This window comes from Kocuria sp. CPCC 205258, from assembly GCF_040981005.1.
Taxonomy (GTDB): domain Bacteria; phylum Actinomycetota; class Actinomycetes; order Actinomycetales; family Micrococcaceae; genus Kocuria; species Kocuria rosea.
The window spans coordinates 185,941-207,668 of the sequence record NZ_JAVKPS010000003.1; the positions used below are offsets into that span (position 1 = coordinate 185,941).

Below are 21,728 nucleotides of genomic sequence, written 5' to 3' on the forward strand. Positions count from 1 at the left end.
CTGCAGCCCCCGTCCCACGAGAGGACGGACAGCCCGTTTGCTAAAGAAACTACATGAAGAACGATGCTTCGCAAGGCGACACGACCGTGGTGTGACCAGGGGTGTCGTCGCCGGGGAGCCGGCGGGAGGAGGCGCGGGACCACCGCGGGGGCTCAGTCCAGGGCTGCCGCCAGCTCCCCTGCCGAGCGCAGGACCGCCTCCCGCAGCGCCGGCACCTCCGGTCCACGGCGCAGGATCGCCCGGCTCGAGGCCGCGAGCACCTGCCCGGCCGCGGCGCCGAACACGGCCGGGAGCTCCTCGGCGCGGGCGCCCTGCGCGCCGTAGCCGGGGGCGAGCAGCGGTCCGCGCACCGCCGTCAGGTCGATGCCGAGCTCGGTCAGCGCGCTGCCGACCGTGGCGCCCACCACCAGCCCGCAGGAGCCGAGACCGGCCCGGGCGGCCGGCTCTCCCCCGGACCCGCGGAGCCGGTCGTTCTCGGCGGCCGCCGCGGCGCACACGGAGCCGGCGACCGACTCCCGGCCCCCGACGTGCTGGACGGAGCGCCCCTCGGGGTTGGAGGTCAGCGCCAGCACGAACGTGCCGCGGCCGGTGCGGGCCGCCAGGTCGAGGGCCGGGCGCAGCGACTCGAAGCCGAGGTAGGGGCTCAGGGTCACGGCGTCCGCCGCGAGCGGGGACCCCTCCCCCAGCCACGCGGCCGCGTAGGCCTCCATCGTGGAGCCGATGTCCCCGCGCTTGGCGTCGGCGACCGTCAGCAGCTCCGCCGAGCGCGCCTGCGCGAGCAGCTCCTCGAGCACGGCGAAGCCGGCGGCGCCGTAGGGCTCGAACAGCGCCACCTGGGGCTTGATCGCCGCGGCGTGCCCGGCGGCGGCCTCCAGGACCGTGAGCGCGAACCGGCGCAGGCCCTCGGCGGAGCGGGGCAGGCCCCACGCGTCCAGCAGGCCGGGGTGCGGGTCGATGCCCACGCACAGGGGCCCGTGCTCGTCCATCGCGGCGCCCAGCCGCGCGCCGAAGGGTGCCCGGCCGGGCGCCGGGGTCACCGGGTCGGTCACCGGGCCGGGCGCCGGGGCGGTGTCCTCAGGCACGCACGGCCTCGGGCTCGTCGGCGCGCAGGAGGGCCTCCAGGCGCTGCTCGTGCTCCTGCAGGCTCGTCACGTCCCACGAGTAGGAGCGCAGCGCGGTGACGGCCTGCAGGGCGGCGCCCAGCACGGAGACCGTGGTCATCAGGGGCACGCCCACGCTGGTGGCCGCGGCGCGGATCTCGTAGCCGTCGCCGCGGGCGGCGCCGCCGGCCGGGGTGTTGAAGATCAGGTCGATCTCCCCGTCGGCGATGAGGTCCACGATGGTCCGCTCCCCGGGGGCCGTCTCGCGGATCTTGCGGACCACGGTGGACTCGATGCCGTTGCGGCGCAGCACGTCCGCGGTGCCGCCGGTGGCGAGGATCTCGAAGCCGAGGTCGCGGAACATCCGCACGTAGGCGATCGAGGAGCGCTTGTCCTTGTTGGCCACGGACACGAACATCCGCCCGGACGTGGGCAGGGACACGTTCGCCGCCGCCTGCGCCTTGGCGAAGGCGGTGTCGAAGTACTTGTCCAGGCCCATGACCTCGCCGGTGGAGCGCATCTCCGGGCCGAGCAGGGAGTCGACCACGGCCCCCTCGGCGGTGCGGAAGCGCGCGAAGGGCAGGACGGCCTCCTTGACGGCCACGGGGGCGGAGGCGGGCAGCGTGGACCCGTCGATGCGCTGCGGCAGGTGGCCCTGGGCCCGCAGCTGGGCGATGGTGGTGCCGGTGCCGATGAGGGCGGCAGCCTTGGCCAGCTGCACGCCCGTGGCCTTGGAGACGAACGGCACGGTGCGGGAGGCCCGCGGGTTGGCCTCGATGACGTAGAGGATGTCGGAGGCCACGGCGAACTGGATGTTGATGAGCCCGCACACGCCCACGCCGCGGGCGATGGCCAGGGTGGCCTCGCGCACCCGCTCGACCACGTCCGGGCCGAGGGTGATGGACGGCAGGGTGCACGCGGAGTCCCCGGAGTGGATGCCGGCCTCCTCGAGGTGCTCCATGACGCCGCCCACGTAGAGGTCCGTCCCGTCGTAGAGGGCGTCCACGTCGATCTCGATGGCGTCCTCGAGGAACTTGTCGATCAGCGCGGGCCGCGAGGCGGAGACCTCGGTGGCGTTCTGCAGGTAGCGGGCCAGGGCCGGCTCGTCGTAGACGATCTCCATGCCGCGGCCGCCGAGCACGTACGAGGGGCGCACGAGCACCGGGTAGCCGATGTCGTCCGCGATCCGCTTGGCGGCCTCGAAGGTGGACGCCGTGCCGTTCTTCGGCTGGCGCAGCCCGGCCTCGGCGAGCACCCGGGCGAACTCCCCGCGGTCCTCGGCGAGGTCGATGGCCTCCGGGGTGGTGCCGAGGATCGGCACGCCCGCGGCCTTGAGCTGGGCGGCGAGCTTGAGCGGAGTCTGCCCACCGAGCTGCACGAACACCCCGAGCAGCCCGCCGGTGCGCCGCTCCGTCTCGACGACCTCCATGACGTCCTCGAAGGTCAGCGGTTCGAAGTACAGCCGCGTGGAGACGTCGTAGTCGGTGGAGACGGTCTCCGGGTTGCAGTTGACCATCACGGTCTCGTGCCCGGCCTCGCGCAGCGCCATGGAGGCGTGCACGCACGAGTAGTCGAACTCGATGCCCTGCCCGATCCGGTTCGGCCCGGAGCCGAGGATCATGATGGAGGGGCGCTCGTGCCGGCCGACCTCGCTCTCCTCGTCGTAGGAGGAGTAGTGGTACGGGGTGAACGCCTCGAACTCCGCCGCGCACGTGTCGACGGTCTTGAACACGGGGCGGATGCCCAGCGCGTGGCGCACGCCGCGGACCACGTCCTCGGCCAGGTGGGCGAGCTCGCCGATCTGGGCGTCGGAGAAGCCGTGCCGCTTGGCCAGGCGCAGGGTGCGCACCGTGAGGTCGGCGTCCTGGCGCACGACGTCCGCGACCTCGTTGAGCAGCACCAGCTGGTCGAGGAACCAGGGGTCGATGCCCGTGGCCTCGTAGAGCCGCTCCACGGACGCGCCGGCCAGCAGGGCCTGCTGGACCTGCTGGATCCGCTCGGTGGTGGGCGTGCGGGTGGCGTCGACGAGCCGCGCCAGGGCGTCGTCGTCGAGCTCAGGGCGCACGAAGGAGAAGCTGGAGCCCTTCTGCTCGAGGGAGCGCATGGCCTTCTGCAGCGCCTCGGTGAAGTTGCGCCCGATCGCCATGGCCTCGCCGACCGACTTCATGGTGGTGGTCAGCGTGGGGTCCGCGGCCGGGAACTTCTCGAACGCGAAGCGGGGGATCTTCACGACGACGTAGTCCAGCGTCGGCTCGAAGGACGCCGGGGTCTTGCGGGTGATGTCGTTGGGGATCTCGTCGAGGGTGTAGCCCAGCGACAGCTTCGTGGCGATCTTGGCGATCGGGAAGCCCGTGGCCTTGGAGGCGAGGGCCGAGGAGCGGGAGACGCGCGGGTTCATCTCGATGACGACGACGCGGCCGGTGTCCGGCTCGATCGCGAACTGGATGTTGCACCCGCCGGTGTCCACGCCGACCTCGCGGATCACGGCGATGGCGATGTCCCGCAGGTTCTGGTACTCGCGGTCGGTCAGCGTCATGGCCGGGGCCACGGTGATCGAGTCCCCGGTGTGCACGCCCACGGGGTCGAAGTTCTCGATGGAGCACACGACCACGACGTTGTCGTGCTTGTCGCGCATCATCTCCAGCTCGTACTCCTTCCAGCCGAGGATGGACTCCTCGAGGAGCACCTCGGAGGTGGGGCTGTACTGGATGCCGGCGCCGGCGATGCGGTGCAGGTCCTCCTCGTCGTAGGCCAGGCCCGAGCCGAGGCCGCCCATCGTGAAGGACGGGCGGACCACCATGGGGTAGCCCAGCTCCTGGGCGGCGGCGAGGGCCTCGTGCATGGAGTGCACGATGACGGAGCGGGCGGACTCGGCGCCGCAGCGCTCCACCACGCCCTTGAACTTCTCGCGGTCCTCGCCCAGGTTGATGGCCTCGACGTTGGCGCCGATCAGCTCCACCCCGTACTTGTCGAGCACGCCGTTGGCGTCGAGGGCGATCGCCGTGTTGAGCGCGGTCTGCCCGCCCAGGGTGGGCAGCAGGGCGTCGGGCCGCTCCTTGGCGATGATCTTCTCCACCACCTCGGGGGTGATGGGCTCCACGTAGGTGGCGTCGGCGAACTCGGGGTCGGTCATGATGGTCGCCGGGTTGGAGTTCACGAGGATGACCCGCAGGCCCTCCTCCTTGAGCACCCGGAGGGCCTGCGTGCCCGAGTAGTCGAACTCCGCGGCCTGTCCGATGACGATCGGCCCGGAGCCGATGACCAGAACGCTGGTGAGATCTGTCCTGCGCGGCATGTCAGTTCTGCCCTTCTTCCTGTGCGTTCGGGGTGTCCTCGGAGCTCTGGGCGCCCTGGGCGCCGCCGGGGACGGCGTTGTCGATGGTCGGGTCGGCGCGGCCGTCCCGGTGGCTGTCCATCAGCTCGATGAACCGGCCGAAGAGGTAGGAGGCGTCGTGCGGGCCGGCGGCGGCCTCCGGGTGGTACTGCACCGAGAACGCGGGCAGGTCGAGGCAGTTGAGGCCCTCCACCACGTCGTCGTTGAGGCACACGTGGCTGACCTCGACGCGGCCGAACTCGCCCAGGGGCGCCTCGACCGGGCCGTCCAGGGGCGCGTCCACGGCGAAGCCGTGGTTGTGGGCGGTGATCTCCACGCGCCCGGTCCGCCGGTCCAGGACCGGCTGGTTGATCCCGCGGTGACCGAAGACCAGCTTGTAGGTGCCGAAGCCCAGGGCCCGGCCGAGCAGCTGGTTGCCGAAGCAGATGCCGAAGAACGGGATCCCGGCGCGCAGCACCTCCCGCAGCGTCTCGATCTGCCGCTCGGCGGTGGCGGGGTCGCCGGGGCCGTTGGAGAAGAACACCCCGCGCGGGGCCAGGGCCCGGATCTGCTCGAAGCCGGTGTCGGCGGGCACCACGTGCACGCGCACCCCGCGCTCGGCGAAGCGGTGCGGGGTCATCGACTTGATGCCGAGGTCCACCGCCACCAGCTCGTGCAGGACCTCGCCGGTCCAGCCGTGCTCGGCGGGCTCCACGACGTAGGCCTCCGGGGCGGAGACGGTCTCCGCGAGCCGGCGCCCCTCCATCCGCTCGGCGGCGCCGACCTCGGCCACGAGCTCGGCGTCGGGGCGCAGCGCGGCGTCCCCGGAGAAGATCCCGCCGCGCATCGCGCCGCGGTCCCGCAGGTGGCGGGTGATGGCGCGGGTGTCGACGTCCTGGATGCCGACGACGCCCTGCGCCGCCAGCTGCTCGTCGAGGGACCCCTCGGAGCGCCAGTTGGACGGGCGGCGGGCGGCGTCGCGCACGACGTAGCCGGACACCCAGATCCGCCGCGACTCGGCGTCGGCGGCGTTGACGCCGGTGTTGCCGATGTGCGGGGCGGTCTGCACGACGAGCTGGCCGGCGTAGGACGGGTCGGTGATGGTCTCCTGGTAGCCGGTCATGCCGGTGGAGAACACGGCCTCGCCGAGGGCGGTGCCGAGGGCGCCGTAGGCGCGGCCGCGGAAGACGCGGCCGTCCTCCAGCACGAGCACGGCGGGGTCAGTGGTGATCGAGCTCAAGGTCGTCCTCACGTTCGGGTCTGTGGGTCGGGAAGGCGGGGCGGCGGGCGCCGCCGGCGGGTCAGGAGTGCGGTGCCGGGACGATCGCCTCCACGGCGTCGAGGAGACGCTGCTTGTCCTCGGCCCGCTGGGTGCGGAAGCCGGTGTCCACCACGGTGGAGCCCAGCCGCCAGGTCAGCACGGCGAGCCCGTCCCGCTCCACGAACTTGCCGACCATCCCGGAGCTGGTGCCCACGGACACGAGGTCGGCGGCGGGGACGAACAGGCCCGGGGCGCCCTGCCGGTCCAGGAGCACGCCGTCGTCGTGGACCAGGGCCGTCGCCCGGGCGCGCACGCCCAGTCCGTGGGCCGCGATCCGCTCGAGCGGGGCGCCGGTCTCCGTGGTGCTCACGTACATGCCCGGGACCACGAGCCGGGGCTCGCGCTCCTCGATCCCCTCCGGCGGCGCGGCCGGCGCCGCGATCCCCGACTGGCGTCGCACGCGCGTGCGCCAGCCCCGGCGGAGCAGGGCGAAGAGCACGGCGAGGACGATGACCGTGACGAGCACGGTGCTGAGCTGGTCCATGGGACGGGGGCCTCCGGGCGGTGGAAGGGGGTCGGCGCGGTCAGGCGGCGGGGGTCGGGGCGGGGGTGTTGAGGGCCCCGTCGAGGACGGTGGGGTGGCCGCGGAAGAAGGTGGCGCGCACCGCGCCGGGCAGCTCCATGCCGCGGTAGGGGCTGTTGCGGCCCTTGGACGCGTGCCGGGCGGGGTCCACCACGGTGGTCGCGGCCGGGTCCCACAGGGTGATGTTCGCGGGCTCGCCCTCCTCGAGCGGCCGGCCCTGGCCGGCGAGGCGCCCGATCCGGGCGGGGGTCGCCGAGGTGATCCGGGCGACGTCGCGCCAGGTCAGCAGGCCGGTGTCGACGAGGCTGAGCTGGACCACGGACAGCGCGGTCTCGAGCCCGGTCATCCCGTTGGCCGCGCAGGACCACTCGCACTCCTTGTCCTCGGCCGGGTGCGGGGCGTGGTCGGTGCCGATCACGTCGATGGTGCCGTCGGCCACGGCCTCGCGCAGGGCGTGCACGTCCTCGTCCGTGCGCAGCGGCGGGTTGACCTTGAACACCGGGTCGAAGCTGCGGACCCGCTCGTCGGTGAGCAGCAGGTGGTGCGGGGTGGCCTCGGCGGTGACGTCGATGCCGCGCTGCTTGGCCCAGCGGACGATGTCCACGGAGCCCCTGGTCGAGAGGTGGCAGATGTGCACGCGGGAGCCGACGTGCTCGGCGAGCAGCACGTCGCGGGCGATGATCGCCTCCTCCGCGACGGCGGGCCAGCCGGTGAGCCCGAGCTCGGCGGACACGGCGCCCTCGTTCATCTGGGCGCCCTCCGTCAGCCGCGGCTCCTGGGCGTGCTGGGCCACGACGCCGTCGAAGCCCTTGACGTACTCCAGGGCCCGGCGCATGAGCACCGGGTCGTGCACGCACATGCCGTCGTCGGAGAACATCCGCACGCCCGCGCGGGACTCGGCCATCGCCATGATCTCGGACAGCCGCTCGCCCTTCAGGCCCACGGTCACGGCCCCCACGGGACGGACCTCGACCCAGCCCGCGGAGCGGCCCAGCTCGTGCACCTGCTCCACCACACCGGCGGTGTCCGCCACGGGATCGGAGTTGGCCATCGCGAAGACCGCGGTGTAGCCGCCGAGCGCGGCCGCCCGGGTGCCGGTCTCGACGGTCTCGGCGTCCTCCCGGCCGGGCTCGCGCAGGTGCGTGTGGATGTCCACGAGCCCGGGCAGGGCCACGAGCCCGGCGGCGTCGAGGACCCGGGCGTCGCCCGCGTCCGCGGCGAGGTCGGGGCCGATGCGCCGGATCACGCCGTCCTCGACGAGGATGTCGGCGGTCTGCTCGCCGAGCAGCTGGGCGCCCTGGATGAGGTACGAGGTCACGAGAGGTCAGCGCTCCTGGGGGTGCGGGGTGGAGGTGGGGTCGAGGTCGTCGCCGGAGAGCAGCAGGTAGAGCACCGACATCCGCACGGAGACGCCGTTGCGCACCTGGTCCAGGACCGTGGAGCGGGGGGAGTCCGCCGCGGCGGAGGAGATCTCCAGCCCGCGGTTCATGGGCCCCGGGTGCATGATCGCCGTGGCGGCCCCGGCGGCGTCGAGGGCAGCGACCCGCTCGGGGGTCAGCCCCCACTCCCGGGCGTACTCCTGGGCGGTCGGGAAGAACGCGGCGTGCATCCGCTCCCGCTGCACGCGCAGCATCATCACGGCGTCCGGGGCGGGGTCCAGGGCCTCGTCGAGGGAGAAGACCACCCGGCACGGCCAGTCCGCGATGCCGACGGGCAGCAGGGTTGGCGGGGCCACGAACGTGACCCGGGCGCCGAGGGTGGTGAACAGCCACAGGTCGGAGCGGGCCACCCGGGAGTGCAGGACGTCGCCGACGATCACCACGTGCATGCCCTCGAGGTCGAGCCCGCGGGTGCTCTCGCGGCCCTCGGTGCGGGCACGGTGCTGGCGCAGGGTCATGGCGTCGAGCAGGGCCTGCGTGGGGTGCTCGTGGGTGCCGTCGCCGGCGTTGACCACCGCGGCGTCGATCCAGTCGGACTCCGCCAGCTGCTGCGGGGAGCCGGAGGCCGAGTGCCGGATCACCACGGCGTCGGCGCTCATCGCCGCGAGGGTCTGGGCGGTGTCCTTGAGGGACTCCCCCTTCGAGACCGAGGAGCCCTTGGCGGAGAAGTTGAGGACGTCCGCGGACAGGCGCTTGGCGGCCGTCTCGAAGGAGATCCGGGTGCGGGTCGAGTCCTCGAAGAAGAGGTTGACCACGGTGCGGCCCCGCAGCGCGGGGAGCTTCTTGACGGAGCGCTGGCCCACGGCGGCCATCTGGTCCGCGGTGTCCAGGAACGTCAGGGCGGCGTCGTAGGAGAGGTCCTTCGTGGACAGCAGGTGCCTCATGCGCCGGTTCCCGGCACGGTGGTCTCGATGACCACGCAGTCGGCGTTCTCCGCCGCCCGGGGCTCCGGGTCGGTCTCGGCCAGCCGGACCCGGACCTTCTCCTGGGAGGAGGTGGGCAGGTTCTTGCCCACGTGGTCGGCGCGGATGGGCAGCTCCCGGTGGCCGCGGTCCACCAGCACGGCGAGGCGGACCACGCGGGGCCGGCCGACGTCCACGAGGGCGTCGAGGGCGGCGCGCACGGTGCGCCCGGAGTACAGGACGTCGTCGACGAGGACCACGGTGCGCCCGTCGATGCCCTGCACGGGGATGCGCGTCGGCTGGGGGGCGCGGGCGGGGTTCTTGCGCAGGTCGTCGCGGAACATCGTGACGTCGAGCTGGCCGAGGCTCGCGGCGGCGTCGAAGCCGGTGTCGGAGGCGGCGATCTTGGCGGCGATCCGCTGGGCCAGCGGATAGCCGCGGCGCGGGATGCCGAGCAGGACGAGGTCCGAGCTGCCTCTGTTGGCCTCGAGGATCTCGTGGGCGATGCGCGTCAGGGCGCGGTCGATGTCGGCTGCCGAGAGGATGACGCGCGCGGCGGCGGGTCCCGTCGAGGGACCGGCCGCGGAGGTGTCGTCGTTCATGGGTGCCGCCTCCTTCCCCGCCTCACAGGACGGACTTAAAGGTTGCTTGCTCGCCCCAAACTAGCACAGCGGCCCTGACGCCCCGGGCCCGGTGTGACGCCCGCCTCCCTCGGCGACCCCGCCCGGGCTAGGCGCTGTGGTCGGCCCGCTCCCACCAGGCGGCGGTGGCCGCGGCCGAGCCGAGGGCGACGAGCGCGACGCCCAGGACGCCGCCCGGACCGGCGCCTGCGGCGTCCGGGCCGGCCGTCCCGGCGAGGAGGGCGGGCACGGCCCAGGGGAACCACGCGCCGTGGCCGACCGCGGCGAGCACCTGGGCCACGAGGACGGTGAGGAACAGGACCGCCACGGCGGGCAGGTAGCCCCGGCCCACGCTCGCGGCCAGCCCGTAGGACGCGGCCAGGCCCGCCGTGAGCAGCCCGGTGCCGAGGACACCGGCGGCCCCGCGCAGGGCGACGCCGGCCGACCAGCCGGGCAGTCCCAGGGCCGCGCCGAGCCCGAGCACGAGCACGAGGAGGAGCACGGTGAGCGCCGCGCACCAGGCCAGCAGCAGCATCAGCTTGGCCAGGACCACGGCGGTGCGGGAGGTGGGCAGGGCCAGCAGGTCGGTCGCGGTCCGATCGGAGAACTCCCGGCCGAAGAGCCAGATCGCGGCGGTCCCGAAGATGATCAGCCCGCCCACCGCGACGGTCTGCGCGGTGAGGGCGAAGTACCCCGGCCAGTCCGCGGTGCCGCCGGTGAGCTGCGCCTTGGCGCCGAGCAGCCCCAGCGCCCGGGCCCGGTCGACGTCCTGGAGCACGTACATGAAGAACGCCCCGACGGCGGCGGCGAGGGCCACGGCCCCGGCGGTGGCCCAGGGCACGCGGGAGCGGCGCAGCTTCAGCGCCTCCGCCCCGAGGGCGGCCGCCGGCTCACCGGTCACCGGGGCGCTCCTGCCCGTGCTGCGCGCCCACCAGGCGCAGGAAGTAGGCCTCGAGGTCCTCGCGGACCACCGCGAGGCCGGTGGGGGGCACGCCGCCGTGGACGAGGGCGGCGGCCACGGCGTCCGGGCGGTCCGCGGCGCCGGCGTCGCCGAGCACGACCGCGGGCCCCGCGCGGTGCGCGTCGTAGCCGGCGGCGGCCAGGACCCGCACGGCCCGGGCGTCGTCGCGGGTGCTGAGCTCCAGGTGGCGGCGGACCCGGTCGGGCAGGGCGGTGGTGGCGAACTCGTCGAGCAGCCCGCCCCGGTGCAGGACGCCGATCCGGGTGGCCAGGCGGGCGACCTCGCCCAGGATGTGGCTGGAGAGCAGCACGGCGGTGCCGTGCTCGCGGGCGAGGCGCTCGAGCAGGGTGCGGACCTCGACGACGCCGGCCGGGTCCAGTCCGTTGACGGGCTCGTCCAGGACCAGCAGGGACGGGCGGTGCAGCACGGCCCGGGCCAGGGCCAGGCGCTGCAGGTTGCCCCGGGACAGGACGCGGGCGCGGCGGTCGGCGTGCTCGCCCAGCCCGAAGAGTTCCACGGCCTCCTGCACCGCGCTCGGCGACCGCAGCCGGCGCAGCCGCCGGGCGACCTCCAGGTTCTCGCGCACGGTCAGCTCCGGGTAGGCGGAGGCGGTCTCCACGAGGTAGCCGACCTCCGCCCAGACCGACCGGTCGCCGCGCCCGCGGCCGAGGATCGTAACGGTCCCGGCCGAGGGCCGGACCATGCCGAGGACCGTCCGCAGGACGGTGGTCTTGCCGGCGCCGTTGAGGCCCAGCAGCGCGTAGACCTCCCCCGGGCGGACCTCGAGGGTGACGCGGTCGACCGCGCGCACGGTCCCGTAGTGCTTCGAGACGCCCTGCAGGCGCAGCGCGGGAGCTGTCATGCGGACCTCCCCGGGACGCACGGTCGTGGTCCCGGAAATGGTAGCGCCCCGGGCGGGGGCCGGCGGCCCCGTCAGCCGAGCAGGGTCGGCTTCATCTGCTGCAGCCGGCCCAGCAGGCCGTTGACGAAGCGCGGGGAGTCGTCGCCCGCGAGCTCCTTGGCGAGGCTCACGGCCTCGGCCACGGCGACCCCGTCCGGGACTTCGTCGTTGAACAGCAGCTCCCAGGCCCCCACGCGCAGCACGTTGCGGTCCACCGCGGGCATCCGCTCGAGGGTCCAGCCCTGGGAGTACGTCTCGAGGTACTCGTCGAGCTCACCGCGGCGCATCGTGACGCCGAGCACGAGCTCCTCGGCGTACGGGGAGACCTGCGAGTCGCTGTGCATCCGGCGCCGCTCCATGACCTCGCGGGCGTCCTCGGAACGCTGCTCGGCCTCGAAGAGGATCTCCACGGCGCGCCGGCGCGCCTTGCCCCGGGCGCTCACTCGTTGACGCGGCCCAGGTAGTCACCCGTGCGGGTGTCGACCTTGACCTTGGTGCCCTGCTCGAGGAACAGCGGCACCTGGATCTGGTAGCCGGTCTCCACGGTGGCGGGCTTGGTGCCGCCGGTGGAGCGGTCGCCCTGCAGGCCCGGCTCGGTGTAGGTGATCTCGAGGACCACGGACGCGGGCAGCTCGATGTAGAGCGGGGCCCCCTCGTGCAGCGCGATGGTCACGTTGAGGTTCTCGAGCATGAAGTTGGCGGCGTCGCCCACCACCTCACCGGGGACGGTGATCTGGTCGTAGGTCTTGTTGTCCATGAAGACGTAGTCGGCGCCGTCCTGGTACAGGTACTGGTACTCGCTGCGGTCCACCGTGGCGGTCTCGATCTTCGCGCCGGCGTTGAAGGTCTTGTCGACGACCTTCCCGGAGGTGATGTTGCGCATCTTGGTGCGCACGAACGCCCCGCCCTTGCCCGGCTTCACGTGCTGGAACTCGATCACGTTCCAGAGGTTGCCCTCCAGCTTCAGGACGGTGCCGTTCTTGATGTCGTTGGTCGTAGCCACAGGTTCTCTCTCTGGTTGTCTGCGAAGTCGGCAGGTCGGCGCGGACAGGGGGTGTCGTCCCGGACCGCGGACCAGTCTAGCTGGGCGCGCCCTCGGCGATCTCCTGGTAGCTCGCGAAGAGGATCGCGGGGTCGGGGACCTCGAGCACGCGGGGTCGGCCGACGGCGTCGAGGACGACGAAGCGCAGCAGGTTCCCGCGCGTCTTCTTGTCCCGCTTCATGACCTCGAGCAGCCGCGGCCACTGGTCCCACCGGTACGCGGTCGGCAGGCCGAGGGAGGCGAGGATGCTGCGGTGGCGCTCGACGACGTCGTCGGCCAGGTTCCCGGCGGTGCGGGCGAGCTCGGCGGCGAAGACCAGCCCCACCGAGACCGCGGCGCCGTGGCGCCACTGGTAGCGCTCGTTGTGCTCGATCGCGTGGCCGAGGGTGTGCCCGTAGTTGAGCATCTCCCGGCGGCCGGCCTCGCGCAGGTCGCCGGAGACGATCTCGGCCTTGACCCGGATGCTGCGCTCCACGAGCTCCCGGACCACCTCGGACTGCGAGTCGCGCACCGCCTCCGGGTGGGCCTCGATCAGCTCGAGGATCCGCTCGTCGGCGATGAAGCCGCACTTGACGACCTCCGCCATGCCGGTGAGCAGCTCGTTCTCGGGCAGCGTCCGCAGCGTGTCGAGGTCGCACAGCACGGCCGCGGGCGGGTGGAAGGCGCCCACGAGGTTCTTGCCCTCGGCGGTGTTGATCCCGGTCTTGCCGCCCACGGCGGCGTCGACCATGCCGAGCAGGGTGGTGGGCACGTGCACCACGCGCACGCCGCGCAGCCACGTGGCGGCCACGAACCCTGCGAGGTCGGAGACCGCTCCCCCGCCCACGGACACGATCGCGTCCGAGCGGGTGAAGTCGTTCTGCCCGAGGACCTGCCAGCAGAAGGACGCCACCTGGACGTGCTTGCCCTCCTCGGCGTCGGGGATCTCGGCGGTGAACGCCTGGTAGCCCTGTCCGCGCAGCTCCTCCATGACCACGTCGCCGGTGCTGCGCAGCGCCCGCGGGTGGATGACGAGCACGCGCTGGACCCGGTCGCCGAGCACGCGGGGGACCTCGCCGAGCAGCCCGTGGCCGACGAGGACGTCGTAGTTCTCGGCCGGGCGCTCCCCGGTGACGGGGATGGTCGTGACGGTGCGGGGAGCGGACTCGCTCATGCCTGGGCCTCCTGGGTGCTGTCGGTGGTGCCGCCGGCGCTCCGCGCGGAGCGCAGGCGGGTGAGCTCCGCCTCGAGGTCGGCGCCGATCTCGGCGACGGGCCGGTTGCCGCGGCCGTCGAGGGTGATGTCGGCGAGCTCCTCGTAGCAGGCGCGCCGGGACTCGTAGAGCTCCTGCCAGCGCCGCTCCGGGTCCGGCTGGAGCATGGGGCGGGTCCGGTTGCCGCTGATCCGGGGCAGCACGGTCTCGGTGTCCACCTCGAGGTAGGCGACGAGCTCGTGGCGCAGCAGCTCGCGGGTGGACGGGGTCATGGGGGCGCCGCCGCCCACGGAGAAGATGGCGTTGGCGTGGTCCGGGTCCCGCAGGATCTCGGCCACGGTGTCCGCCTCGAGGTCGCGGAAGTACTTCTCGCCGTGCTCCGCGAAGATCTTCGAGATCACCCCGTACCGGGAGACGATGACCTGGTCGGCGTCCACGAAGTCGTAGCCGTAGAACTTGGACATGTGCAGGGCCAGGAAGGACTTCCCGGCGGCCATGGGCCCGATCAGCACCACGGGCCGCTGCGGGGTCTCGGCGGCGTCGGCCGGGGCGGGGAACTGCGCGTTCACGCCTGGGCCTCCCCGGTCTCGGCGGGCGCCGCCGCATCGGCGGGGGCCACGGTCTCGGCGGGGGCCACGAGGGGGTCGCCCATGTGGTCGTCGCGCGCCGCGGCGGCGTCGTCCCCGAAGGCCCCGAGCTCGCCGGCGGAGTGCAGGGACTCCGGGATCGCGGCGAGGTAGGCGTCCTTGTTGCGGGCGGTCTCGGTGATCGAGTCCCCGCCGAACTTCTCCGTCACGGCGTCGGCGAGCACGAGGGCGACCATCGCCTCGGCGACCACCCCGGCGGCGGGCACGGCGCAGACGTCCGAGCGCTGGTGGTGGGCGCGGGCGGCCTCGCCGGTGGCGACGTCGACGGTGCGCAGCGCCTTCGGCACGGTGGCGATGGGCTTCATGGCCGCGCGCACGCGCAGGACGTCGCCGATGGACATGCCGCCCTCGATCCCGCCGGCGCGGTTGCTCACACGGCGCACCGCGCCGTCGGCGCCGCGGGAGATCTCGTCGTGGGCCTCGGAGCCGGGCCGGGCGGCGGTCAGGAAGCCGTCCCCGACCTCGACGCCCTTGATGGCCTGGATGCCCATCAGGGCCCCGGCCAGGCGCGAGTCGAGCCGCCGGTCCCAGTGCACGTACGAGCCGAGCCCCGGGGGCAGCCCGTAGGCGAGGACCTCGACGACGCCGCCGAGGGTCTCCCCGTCCTTGTGGGCGGCGTCCACCGCCGTCACCATGGCCTCCGCCGTGGCGGGGTCGAAGCAGCGCAGGGGGTCGGCGTCGAGGCCGGGGACGTCGGAGGGCAGCGGGCGCGGGGCGTCCACCGGGGCGCTGACGGCGCCCACGGCCGTGGTGTGGGAGACGAGCTGCACGCCCACGGCCTCGAGGATCTTCGCGGCGACGGCGCCGAGGGCCACGCGCGTGGCCGTCTCCCGGGCGCTGGCGCGCTCGAGCACGGGCCGCGCCTCGTCGAAGCCGTACTTCTGCATGCCGGTGAGGTCCGCGTGGCCGGGGCGGGGGCGGGTGAGGGGGGCGTTGCGGGCGCGGCCCGCGAGCACCTCCGGGTCCACGGGGTCCGCGGACATCACCTCGCGCCACTTGGGCCACTCGGTGTTCGCGATCTCGATCGCCACCGGTCCGCCCTGGGTCACGCCGTGGCGCACGCCCCCGAGCAGGCGCACCTGGTCCTGCTCGAACTTCATCCGCGCGCCGCGCCCGTAGCCGAGCCGGCGGCGGGCCAGGGCGTCGCGGACGTCCTGGCTGGTCAGGCTCACCCCTGCCGGGACGCCCTCGATGATCCCGACGAGCGCCTCGCCGTGCGACTCGCCGGCCGTGAGCCAACGCAACATAACAACTCTTTCCGTTCGGGGTCTCGGCGACAGGGCCCCGCGGGGCCCTGTCGCCGACAGGTCTCAGGTGCGGGGCAGGGACGGGGCGGCGAGGATGGGCCGCCCCACGGCCGCGCACATCGCGGCGACCACGTCCTGCTCGCGGGGCAGGGGTGTGCCCGGATCGCGGCCGGTGAACAGGCGGATCTGGTCCACCGCCTGGAAGATCAGCATATCGAGTCCGGGGGCCACCGCTCCCCCGGCCCGGGACCAGGCCGCGGCCACCGCCGACGGCCACGGGTCGTAGGCGGCGTCCAGGAGGACGCCCGTGGTGGTCGGGGCGGCGGCCTCCAGCTGCGCCGCCAGCTCGTCCGCGCCGTGCGGGGGGAGGGTGGAGACGACCACGTCGAACGCGGCCAGGCAGCCCGGCGCCTCGTCCCACGCCCGCAGGTGCACGGGGATCCCGAGCCGGCGCCCCGCCTCGACGGCGCGCCCGGCGCGGGTGGCGGAGCGCACGAAGACGTCCACGGAGGCGGCCCCGAGCCGCTGCGCGGCGGCGACGGCGGCCGTGGCCGTGCCGCCCCCGCCGAGGACGGCGGCCCGGGGGACGGCCGGCACGGTGCCCGCCGCGAGCACCGCGCCCACGATGCCGGTGACGTCGGTGTTGTGGCCGAGCACCGTCCCGTCCGGGCGGAAGAGCAGGGTGTTGACCGCGCCGACCGCCGCCCCGAGGACCGTGAGCTCGTCCGCGCAGGCGGCGGCCACCGACTTCAGGGGCATCGTCACCGACAGCCCGCGCCAGGCGGGGTCGGCCCGGCGGGCGTCGACGAACGGCGGGAGCTGCTCCTCGACCAGGTCGTGGGCGTCGTAGTGCACGTCCTCGCCCAGCACCGCGTACGCGGCGCGGTGCAGGTCCGGGGACCTCGAGTGGCCGATGGGGTGGCCCACCACGGCGGCGCGGGCGGGACTCACCCGCACCGGCCCTCGTTCTCGCTGCACCACTGGTTGTACTCCTCCACGTACCCCAGGTGCTCCGCGTAGGTCTCGGCGAACTTCGTCTCGCCCGTGTCCAGGTCCACGGTCACCCAGAAGTAGTAGTCGTTGTCCTGCGGGTCGGCGGCCGCCACGATGGCGGCGTCGCCCGGGGAGCCGATGGGGCCCACCGGCAGGCCGGGGTTGGCGAAGGTGTTGTACCGGTTGGACTCGTCGCGGCGCTCCTCCTCCGAGAAGTCGTAGCTGCGGCGGTCGAGGCCGTAGGTCACGGACGCGTCGGACTGGATGAACCCGGAGGTCTCGCCGTCGGGGTTCTCGAGCCGGTTCTCGATCGCGCCGGCCACCACGTCGTAGTGCTCGGGTTGGACCTCGAACTCGATGATCGAGCCGATGGTGAGCACCTCGAAGATCTGGTCCTCGTCGCTGATGCCGTTGTCGTCGAGGGTCGTGCGGGTGCGGTCCACCATCGTCTGCAGGATCTGCTCAGCCGTGGCGTCCAGCGGGAACCGGTACTCGCCCGGGTGCAGCCAGCCCTCGAGGGTGGGGAAGCGGTCCGGGATCCCGAACGTCGCCGTGTCCTCCCGATAGGCCTCGAACTCGGAGACGGGGATGCCGGTGGACTCGCTGAGGACCCCGAACACGTCGGTCATCCGCAGGGTCCGGTTGACCGCCGCGTAGTGGGTGGCCTCGTCCTCCTCCATGAGCGCGTCCACGGCGGCCTCCGAGCTCATCTCCGTGCGCAGCTCGTACTCGCCCGGCTGGATGAACTGCTCGGCGTGCTCCTCCTGGTAGGTCTCGACGAACGTCTCGGCGTCCGCCACGATCCCCTGCGCCTCGAGGGCCACGGCGATCTGGCCGGTGGTGGCGCCGTCGGCCACGGAGAAGGTCACGGGGTCCTTGCCGTCACCGCGGTAGTCGCGGACCTCGAACCACCGGAAGGTGGAGCCGAGCACGGACACCGTGATCAGCGCGGCGAGCAGGAACAGGGCGATGGCCGTGGTCAGAGAGACGCGGCCGCGGCGCCGGCGCCGCTTGACCTGCTCGGGGGTGAGCTCCTCGTGCTCGAAGACGCCGCGCAGGCCCGTGGAGGGCTCCCGCGAGGACGGGGCGTCCAGGAGGCTGCCCAGACCGCCGCCGGACGACTCCCGGGGCGCCTCGGGTCGGCGGGGCGCCGACTGGTCGTACGGATCGTCGCTCACGAATGCTCTCCGTCCGGATCGGTGGTCGTCAACGGTGCCGTGCGCGCCCGGTCGGGCGCTCCGGCGGTGTCCTCGGCGGTGTCCTCGGCCGTGTTCCCGGCTCCGGTGGACGACTCCCCGCGGCGGGCCGCGGCGGGACCCTGCCCGTCGCGGTCACCCCCATTATGCGGGACGGCGGGTGCCGCGGCGCCGGGGACCGGCGGGTCCACCGGCGCGCCGGGCTCCGCCCCGGTCGCCCTGGCCCGGTCCACGGCGCTCTGCAGGATGGTGGCCGCGGCCACCTGGTCGACCTTGTCCATGTGGTCGCGGCGGGCGACCCCGGCCTCCAGCAGCGCCCGGTGGGCGTCCACGGTGCTGAGGCGCTCGTCGACCAGCCGCACCGGCACGTCGCGGCCCTTCACGCGCAGCCGCCGTACGAGGGCCTCCGCGTAGTCGCGCGCCATCGCGGTCGAGGCGTTCTCCCCGCCGTCGAGGCTGCGGGGCAGCCCCACGTAGACGGCGACGACGTCGTGCTCCTGGACCAGACCGGCCAGCAGCTTCACGTCGAAGCCCTTCCGGGGGTCGCGCCGCAGCGTGGTGAGCGGCGTGGCGAGGATGCCGTCGGGGTCGCACAGGGCGACCCCGACGCGGACGAGGCCGACGTCGACCCCCATCCGCCGTCCCCGGGCGTAGGCGTCGCTCACGCGGCGGCGCCGCCCGTCGCCCGGGCGATGTCGGCCAGCACCGCGTCCAGGGCGGCCCCCGTCTGGGCTGGGTCCTGCCCGCCGCCCTGGGCGATGTCGTCCTTGCCACCGCCGCCGCCGCCGAGGACCTTGGCGGCCGTGCGCACGAGCCGGCCGGCCTGCACCCCGGCCGTGCGGGCGCCCTCGGTGGTCGCCACGAGGACCAGGGGACGGCCCTTGGCCGTGCCCGTGACGGCGACGACGAACGGCTCCGCCGTCATCCGGCCGCGCAGGTCGAGGGCGAGCGAGCGGACGTCGTCGGCCCCGGAGACCTCGCCCATGTCGTGGGTCAGGACCTTCACGGCGCCGACCTCCCGCACCCCGTCGAGCAGGGAGCCCGCCTGCGCCTGGAGCTTCTCCCGGCGCAGGACCGCGAGCTCCTTCTCGGCCGACTTCAGCTTCTCGAGGGTGCCCGCCAGGCGCTCGGGCAGCTCCGCGGAGGACTGCACCTTGAGCATGCCGGTGAGCTGGTGCACGAGGGTCCGCTCGGCCGCGAGGTGGCGGAACGAGTCCAGGCCCACGAGCGCCTCGACGCGGCGGTTGCCCGAGCCCACGGACTGCTCGGTGAGCAGGGTGAGGGAGCCGATCTGGGCGGTGCCGCCCACGTGCGTGCCGCCGCACAGCTCCCGGGACCAGGGTCCGTTCAGCTCGACCACGCGCACCCGGTCCCCGTACTTCTCGCCGAACAGGGACATGGCGCCCATGGCCTTGGCCTCGTCGAGGGCCATCTCCTGCGTGACGACCTCGTGGTTGGCGTGGATCGCCGCGTTGGAGACCTCCTCGATCTCCCGGCGCTGGGCCTCGGCGAGCCCCTCGCCCCACGCGAAGTCGAAGCGCAGGTACCCCTCCTTGTTGAAGGAGCCGCGCTGGACGGCCTCGGGGCCGAGGATGTCGTGCAGAGCCGCGTGGACGATGTGGGTGCCGGTGTGGGCGGCCTCGGCGGCGCGCCGGCGGGCGACGTCCACCTGGGCTAGCACCGTGGCCCCGGAGAGGGCCTCGCCCTCGCGCACGACCGCCTGGTGCACGGACAGCCCCTTGACGGGCTGCTGGACGTCGGTGACCTCGAGCACGAAGCCGTCGCCGCTGATGGTGCCCCGGTCGGCGGCCTGGCCGCCGGCCTCGGCGTAGAACGGCGTCTCGTCGAGGACGACCTCGACGTGCTCCCCGGCCGAGGCTGCGGGGACGGTCACGCCGTCCTGCAGCAGGGCGCGCAGCACGGTCTCGTGGCCGAGCCGGGTGTAGCCGGTGAACACCGAGCCGCCCTCGTCGACGAGCCGGCGGAACACCGAGAGGTCGGCGTGGGCGCCCTTCTTGGCGCGGGCATCCTGCTGCGCGCGGTGGCGCTGCTCCTCCATGAGACCGCGGAACGCCGTCTCGTCGACCGCGACCCCGGCCTCCGCGGCCATCTCGAGGGTCAGGTCGATGGGGAAGCCGTAGGTGTCGTGCAGGGCGAAGGCCTCCGCGCCGGAGACGGCCTGGCCCTGGCGCCGGGCGCCGGCCACGGCCTCGTTGAGCCGGGTGGTGCCGGACTCGATGGTCTTCAGGAACGCCCGCTCCTCGGCGTAGGCGATCCGGGAGATCCGCTCGAAGTCCTCGGCCACGTAGGGGTAGACGCCGCGCATGGCGTCCCGGGAGGCGGGCAGCAGCACGGGCAGGCAGGGCTCGGTGACGCCCATCAGGCGCATCGCGCGGATCGCGCGGCGCAGCAGGCGGCGCAGGATGTACCCGCGGCCCTCGTTGGACGGGCTCACGCCGTCCGCGATGAGCATCAGCGAGGAGCGGACGTGGTCGGCGACCACGCGCATCCGCACGTCGTCGTCGTAGCCCTTCTCCCCCGGCTTCTCGGAGCCGTGGTACCGCTTCCCCGAGAGCTCGGACGCCCGGTCCAGGACGGGGCGGACCTGGTCGGTCTCGTAGAAGTTCTCGACGCCCTGGAGCAGCATGGCCAGGCGCTCGACGCCCAGGCCGGTGTCGATGTTCTGCTCGGGGAGGTCGCCCAGGATCTCGTAGTCCTTGCCCGAGCCCTCACCGCGCTGGTACTGCATGAAGACGAGGTTCCAGATCTCGATGTACCGGTCGTCGTCGACGGCCGGCCCGCCCTCCCGGCCGTACCGGGGGCCGCGGTCGTAGAAGATCTCGGAGTCGGGGCCCGCGGGGCCGGGCTGGCCGGTGTCCCAGTAGTTCTCGTCCCGGCCCAGCCGCTGGATCCGCTCGGCGGGCACCCCCACGGTGTCCTTCCAGAGCGTGTAGGACTCCTCGTCGCCCTCGTAGACGGTCACCCACAGCCGGTCCGGGTCCAGGCCGAAGCCGCCCTTCTCGAGCGGGCTGGTGAGCAGCTCCCACGCCATGGGGATGGCCCGCTCCTTGAAGTAGTCGCCGAAGGAGAAGTTGCCGGCCATCTGGAAGAACGTGCCGTGCCGGGCGGTCTTGCCCACCTCGTCGATGTCCAGGGTGCGGATGCACTTCTGGATGGACGTGGCGCGCCGGTAGGGGGCGGTCTCCTGGCCGAGGAAGTACGGGATGAACGGGACCATGCCCGCGATCGTGAACATGGCACCCGGCTGGGAGGAGATCAGCGAGGCGGAGGGCACCACGGTGTGGCCCTGGCCTTCGAAGTAGTCCAGCCAGCGCTTGGTGATTTCCTGAGAGAGCATTACCGGTGCTTTCCTTCGCGTTCGGTCGAGGGGTCGGTGGGCTCCGCGGCGGCCCCGGCCGCGCGGGGGGCGGCGGTGCCGTCGAGCACCGGCGGGGCGGTGCGGCCGGCGGCGAGACGGCCGGTCTGCGGCCGGGGGGCGGCGACGCCGAAGGACTCGCGCAGCTCGGCCTCGCGCTCGTCCATGCCCGTGCGCACGGTGGCGGCGAAGCGGTAGAGCCGGGAGCGCCAGTCCCCGGGGCGGGGCGCGCGCGCGGCGCCGGTGCCGCCCGGCACGGAGAGGTCCTGGCCGGGTGACCGGGCGAGGCGGGTGGCGGCGGCGCCGAGCACGCCGCCGGCGGCCACGAGGGCGAGCCGGCCCCAGAAGCTCATGGCCGGTCCTCCCCCGGGGCGCCGGGGACCTGCTCGTCGGCGGCCCCGAAGCGGTCGGCCCGGTGGGAGCCGTGCGGGGCGGTGTCGCCCGTGAACGCCCGGCGGACGCCGTGCGAGAACGCGGCGACCTTGATCAGCGGCTGGCCCACGGTGGAGGCCACCAGGGAGGACAGCGCGGAGACGTTCGCGGAGGCGTCGGAGACGTTGGTCGTGATCCCGTCCACCTTCTCGAGCTGCGAGTTGGTGGTCGAGACGGTGCGGGTGACCTCGTCGATGAGGGGGACGGTCTCGTTGTTGAGCGAGCGGATCGTCAGCCGCAGCTCGTCGAAGACCTTGCCGAGCTTGAGGATCGGCACCGCGAGCAGGAGCACCAGCACGGCGAACACCCCCGCGGCGAGCAGTCCTGCGATTTCTCCACCGGTCATGGGGCGGCGCGCTCCTTGCTGGTCGGGTCGGGGGGCCGGGGCGGCGGGACCGCCCGGGCGTGCGGGGACGGGCACCGGCGCGGTGCCCGGGGATCAACTGTACCGAACGGAAGAGCCCGCGGCGCAGGCGCCGCGGGCTCTCCGCAGGGAAGGCCCTGCCCCCGGGGGGTCCCGGCG

At 73.8% G+C, this 21,728-nt stretch carries 20 protein-coding genes; all 20 read right to left on the bottom strand.

The window, feature by feature from the left end; genetic code table 11:
- Positions 1-152: 152 nt before the first annotated feature.
- Entirely contained in the window at positions 153-1,082 is a 930-nt protein-coding gene (gene pyrF / locus RF644_RS06765) for an orotidine-5'-phosphate decarboxylase (protein WP_368795940.1), read from the bottom strand.
- Positions 1,075-4,395 carry a carbamoyl-phosphate synthase large subunit gene (carB, locus tag RF644_RS06770; RefSeq protein WP_368795941.1) on the bottom strand — a complete coding sequence of 1,107 codons (3,321 nt, stop codon included), beginning with the start codon at positions 4,393-4,395 and terminating at the stop codon, positions 1,075-1,077. The genes pyrF and carB overlap by 8 nt, the downstream gene beginning before the upstream one ends.
- A 1-nt stretch (position 4,396) precedes the next feature.
- Complete coding sequence (carA, locus tag RF644_RS06775) at positions 4,397-5,653, bottom strand: glutamine-hydrolyzing carbamoyl-phosphate synthase small subunit (RefSeq protein ID WP_368795942.1); 1,257 nt, start codon at positions 5,651-5,653, stop codon at positions 4,397-4,399.
- Positions 5,654-5,714: 61 nt separating this feature from the next.
- Entirely contained in the window at positions 5,715-6,218 is a 504-nt protein-coding gene (locus tag RF644_RS06780; protein WP_109269158.1) for an ABC transporter permease, read from the bottom strand.
- A gap of 40 nt (positions 6,219-6,258) precedes the next feature.
- Positions 6,259-7,575: a dihydroorotase gene (locus tag RF644_RS06785; protein ID WP_133410207.1), complete on the bottom strand. Its 1,317-nt coding sequence runs from the start codon at positions 7,573-7,575 to the stop codon at positions 6,259-6,261.
- Between the two features lie 6 nt (positions 7,576-7,581).
- Positions 7,582-8,580, bottom strand: coding sequence for an aspartate carbamoyltransferase catalytic subunit (locus tag RF644_RS06790; RefSeq protein ID WP_017832301.1), 999 nt, complete (start codon positions 8,578-8,580; stop codon positions 7,582-7,584).
- A complete protein-coding gene (gene pyrR / locus RF644_RS06795; protein ID WP_017832300.1) occupies positions 8,577-9,200 on the bottom strand; it encodes a bifunctional pyr operon transcriptional regulator/uracil phosphoribosyltransferase PyrR in 624 nt (207 codons plus the stop codon). Before pyrR ends, RF644_RS06790 begins: the two co-directional genes overlap by 4 nt.
- A 127-nt stretch (positions 9,201-9,327) precedes the next feature.
- Positions 9,328-10,119 (bottom strand): ABC transporter permease, encoded by a 792-nt coding sequence (locus RF644_RS06800; protein WP_368795943.1) that lies wholly within the window; start codon positions 10,117-10,119, stop codon positions 9,328-9,330.
- A complete protein-coding gene (locus tag RF644_RS06805) occupies positions 10,109-11,041 on the bottom strand; it encodes an ABC transporter ATP-binding protein (protein WP_368795944.1) in 933 nt (310 codons plus the stop codon). The genes RF644_RS06800 and RF644_RS06805 overlap by 11 nt, the downstream gene beginning before the upstream one ends.
- Positions 11,042-11,112: 71 nt before the next feature.
- Entirely contained in the window at positions 11,113-11,523 is a 411-nt protein-coding gene (nusB, locus tag RF644_RS06810; RefSeq protein ID WP_368795945.1) for a transcription antitermination factor NusB, read from the bottom strand.
- Positions 11,520-12,083, bottom strand: a complete 564-nt coding sequence (gene efp / locus RF644_RS06815) for an elongation factor P (protein ID WP_017832295.1) — start codon at positions 12,081-12,083, stop codon at positions 11,520-11,522. Before efp ends, nusB begins: the two co-directional genes overlap by 4 nt.
- A 76-nt stretch (positions 12,084-12,159) precedes the next feature.
- Positions 12,160-13,275, bottom strand: coding sequence for a 3-dehydroquinate synthase (aroB, locus tag RF644_RS06820; protein WP_017832294.1), 1,116 nt, complete (start codon positions 13,273-13,275; stop codon positions 12,160-12,162).
- Positions 13,272-13,883 carry a shikimate kinase gene (locus RF644_RS06825; RefSeq protein ID WP_017832293.1) on the bottom strand — a complete coding sequence of 204 codons (612 nt, stop codon included), beginning with the start codon at positions 13,881-13,883 and terminating at the stop codon, positions 13,272-13,274. The genes aroB and RF644_RS06825 overlap by 4 nt, the downstream gene beginning before the upstream one ends.
- Positions 13,880-15,208: a chorismate synthase gene (aroC, locus tag RF644_RS06830; RefSeq protein ID WP_368795946.1), complete on the bottom strand. Its 1,329-nt coding sequence runs from the start codon at positions 15,206-15,208 to the stop codon at positions 13,880-13,882. Before aroC ends, RF644_RS06825 begins: the two co-directional genes overlap by 4 nt.
- A gap of 63 nt (positions 15,209-15,271) precedes the next feature.
- A complete protein-coding gene (locus RF644_RS06835; RefSeq protein WP_368795947.1) occupies positions 15,272-16,159 on the bottom strand; it encodes a shikimate dehydrogenase in 888 nt (295 codons plus the stop codon).
- Positions 16,156-17,379 (bottom strand): endolytic transglycosylase MltG, encoded by a 1,224-nt coding sequence (mltG, locus tag RF644_RS06840; RefSeq protein WP_368795948.1) that lies wholly within the window; start codon positions 17,377-17,379, stop codon positions 16,156-16,158. The genes RF644_RS06835 and mltG overlap by 4 nt, the downstream gene beginning before the upstream one ends.
- Entirely contained in the window at positions 17,376-18,062 is a 687-nt protein-coding gene (ruvX, locus tag RF644_RS06845; RefSeq protein ID WP_368795949.1) for a Holliday junction resolvase RuvX, read from the bottom strand. The genes mltG and ruvX overlap by 4 nt, the downstream gene beginning before the upstream one ends.
- Positions 18,059-20,755, bottom strand: coding sequence for an alanine--tRNA ligase (gene alaS, locus RF644_RS06850; protein ID WP_368795950.1), 2,697 nt, complete (start codon positions 20,753-20,755; stop codon positions 18,059-18,061). Before alaS ends, ruvX begins: the two co-directional genes overlap by 4 nt.
- Positions 20,755-21,126: a hypothetical protein gene (locus tag RF644_RS06855; protein WP_368795951.1), complete on the bottom strand. Its 372-nt coding sequence runs from the start codon at positions 21,124-21,126 to the stop codon at positions 20,755-20,757. Before RF644_RS06855 ends, alaS begins: the two co-directional genes overlap by 1 nt.
- On the bottom strand, positions 21,123-21,551 hold the full coding sequence (locus RF644_RS06860; RefSeq protein ID WP_368795952.1) for a DUF948 domain-containing protein: 429 nt from the start codon (positions 21,549-21,551) through the stop codon (positions 21,123-21,125). Before RF644_RS06860 ends, RF644_RS06855 begins: the two co-directional genes overlap by 4 nt.
- Between the last annotated feature and the right edge of the window lie 177 nt (positions 21,552-21,728).

What these genes read in the sequence shown, in the direction of transcription:
- carB (WP_368795941.1), bottom strand. Translation starts at nt 4,395, where the DNA reads ATGCCGCGCAGGACAGATCTCACCAGCGTTCTGGTCATCGGCTCCGGG.
- RF644_RS06780 (WP_109269158.1), bottom strand. Translation starts at nt 6,218, where the DNA reads ATGGACCAGCTCAGCACCGTGCTCGTCACGGTCATCGTCCTCGCCGTG.
- RF644_RS06790 (WP_017832301.1), bottom strand. Translation starts at nt 8,580, where the DNA reads ATGAGGCACCTGCTGTCCACGAAGGACCTCTCCTACGACGCCGCCCTG.
- pyrR (WP_017832300.1), bottom strand. Translation starts at nt 9,200, where the DNA reads ATGAACGACGACACCTCCGCGGCCGGTCCCTCGACGGGACCCGCCGCC.
- RF644_RS06805 (WP_368795944.1), bottom strand. Translation starts at nt 11,041, where the DNA reads ATGACAGCTCCCGCGCTGCGCCTGCAGGGCGTCTCGAAGCACTACGGG.
- aroB (WP_017832294.1), bottom strand. Translation starts at nt 13,275, where the DNA reads ATGAGCGAGTCCGCTCCCCGCACCGTCACGACCATCCCCGTCACCGGG.
- aroC (WP_368795946.1), bottom strand. Translation starts at nt 15,208, where the DNA reads ATGTTGCGTTGGCTCACGGCCGGCGAGTCGCACGGCGAGGCGCTCGTC.
- alaS (WP_368795950.1), bottom strand. Translation starts at nt 20,755, where the DNA reads ATGCTCTCTCAGGAAATCACCAAGCGCTGGCTGGACTACTTCGAAGGC.
- RF644_RS06855 (WP_368795951.1), bottom strand. Translation starts at nt 21,126, where the DNA reads ATGAGCTTCTGGGGCCGGCTCGCCCTCGTGGCCGCCGGCGGCGTGCTC.
- RF644_RS06860 (WP_368795952.1), bottom strand. Translation starts at nt 21,551, where the DNA reads ATGACCGGTGGAGAAATCGCAGGACTGCTCGCCGCGGGGGTGTTCGCC.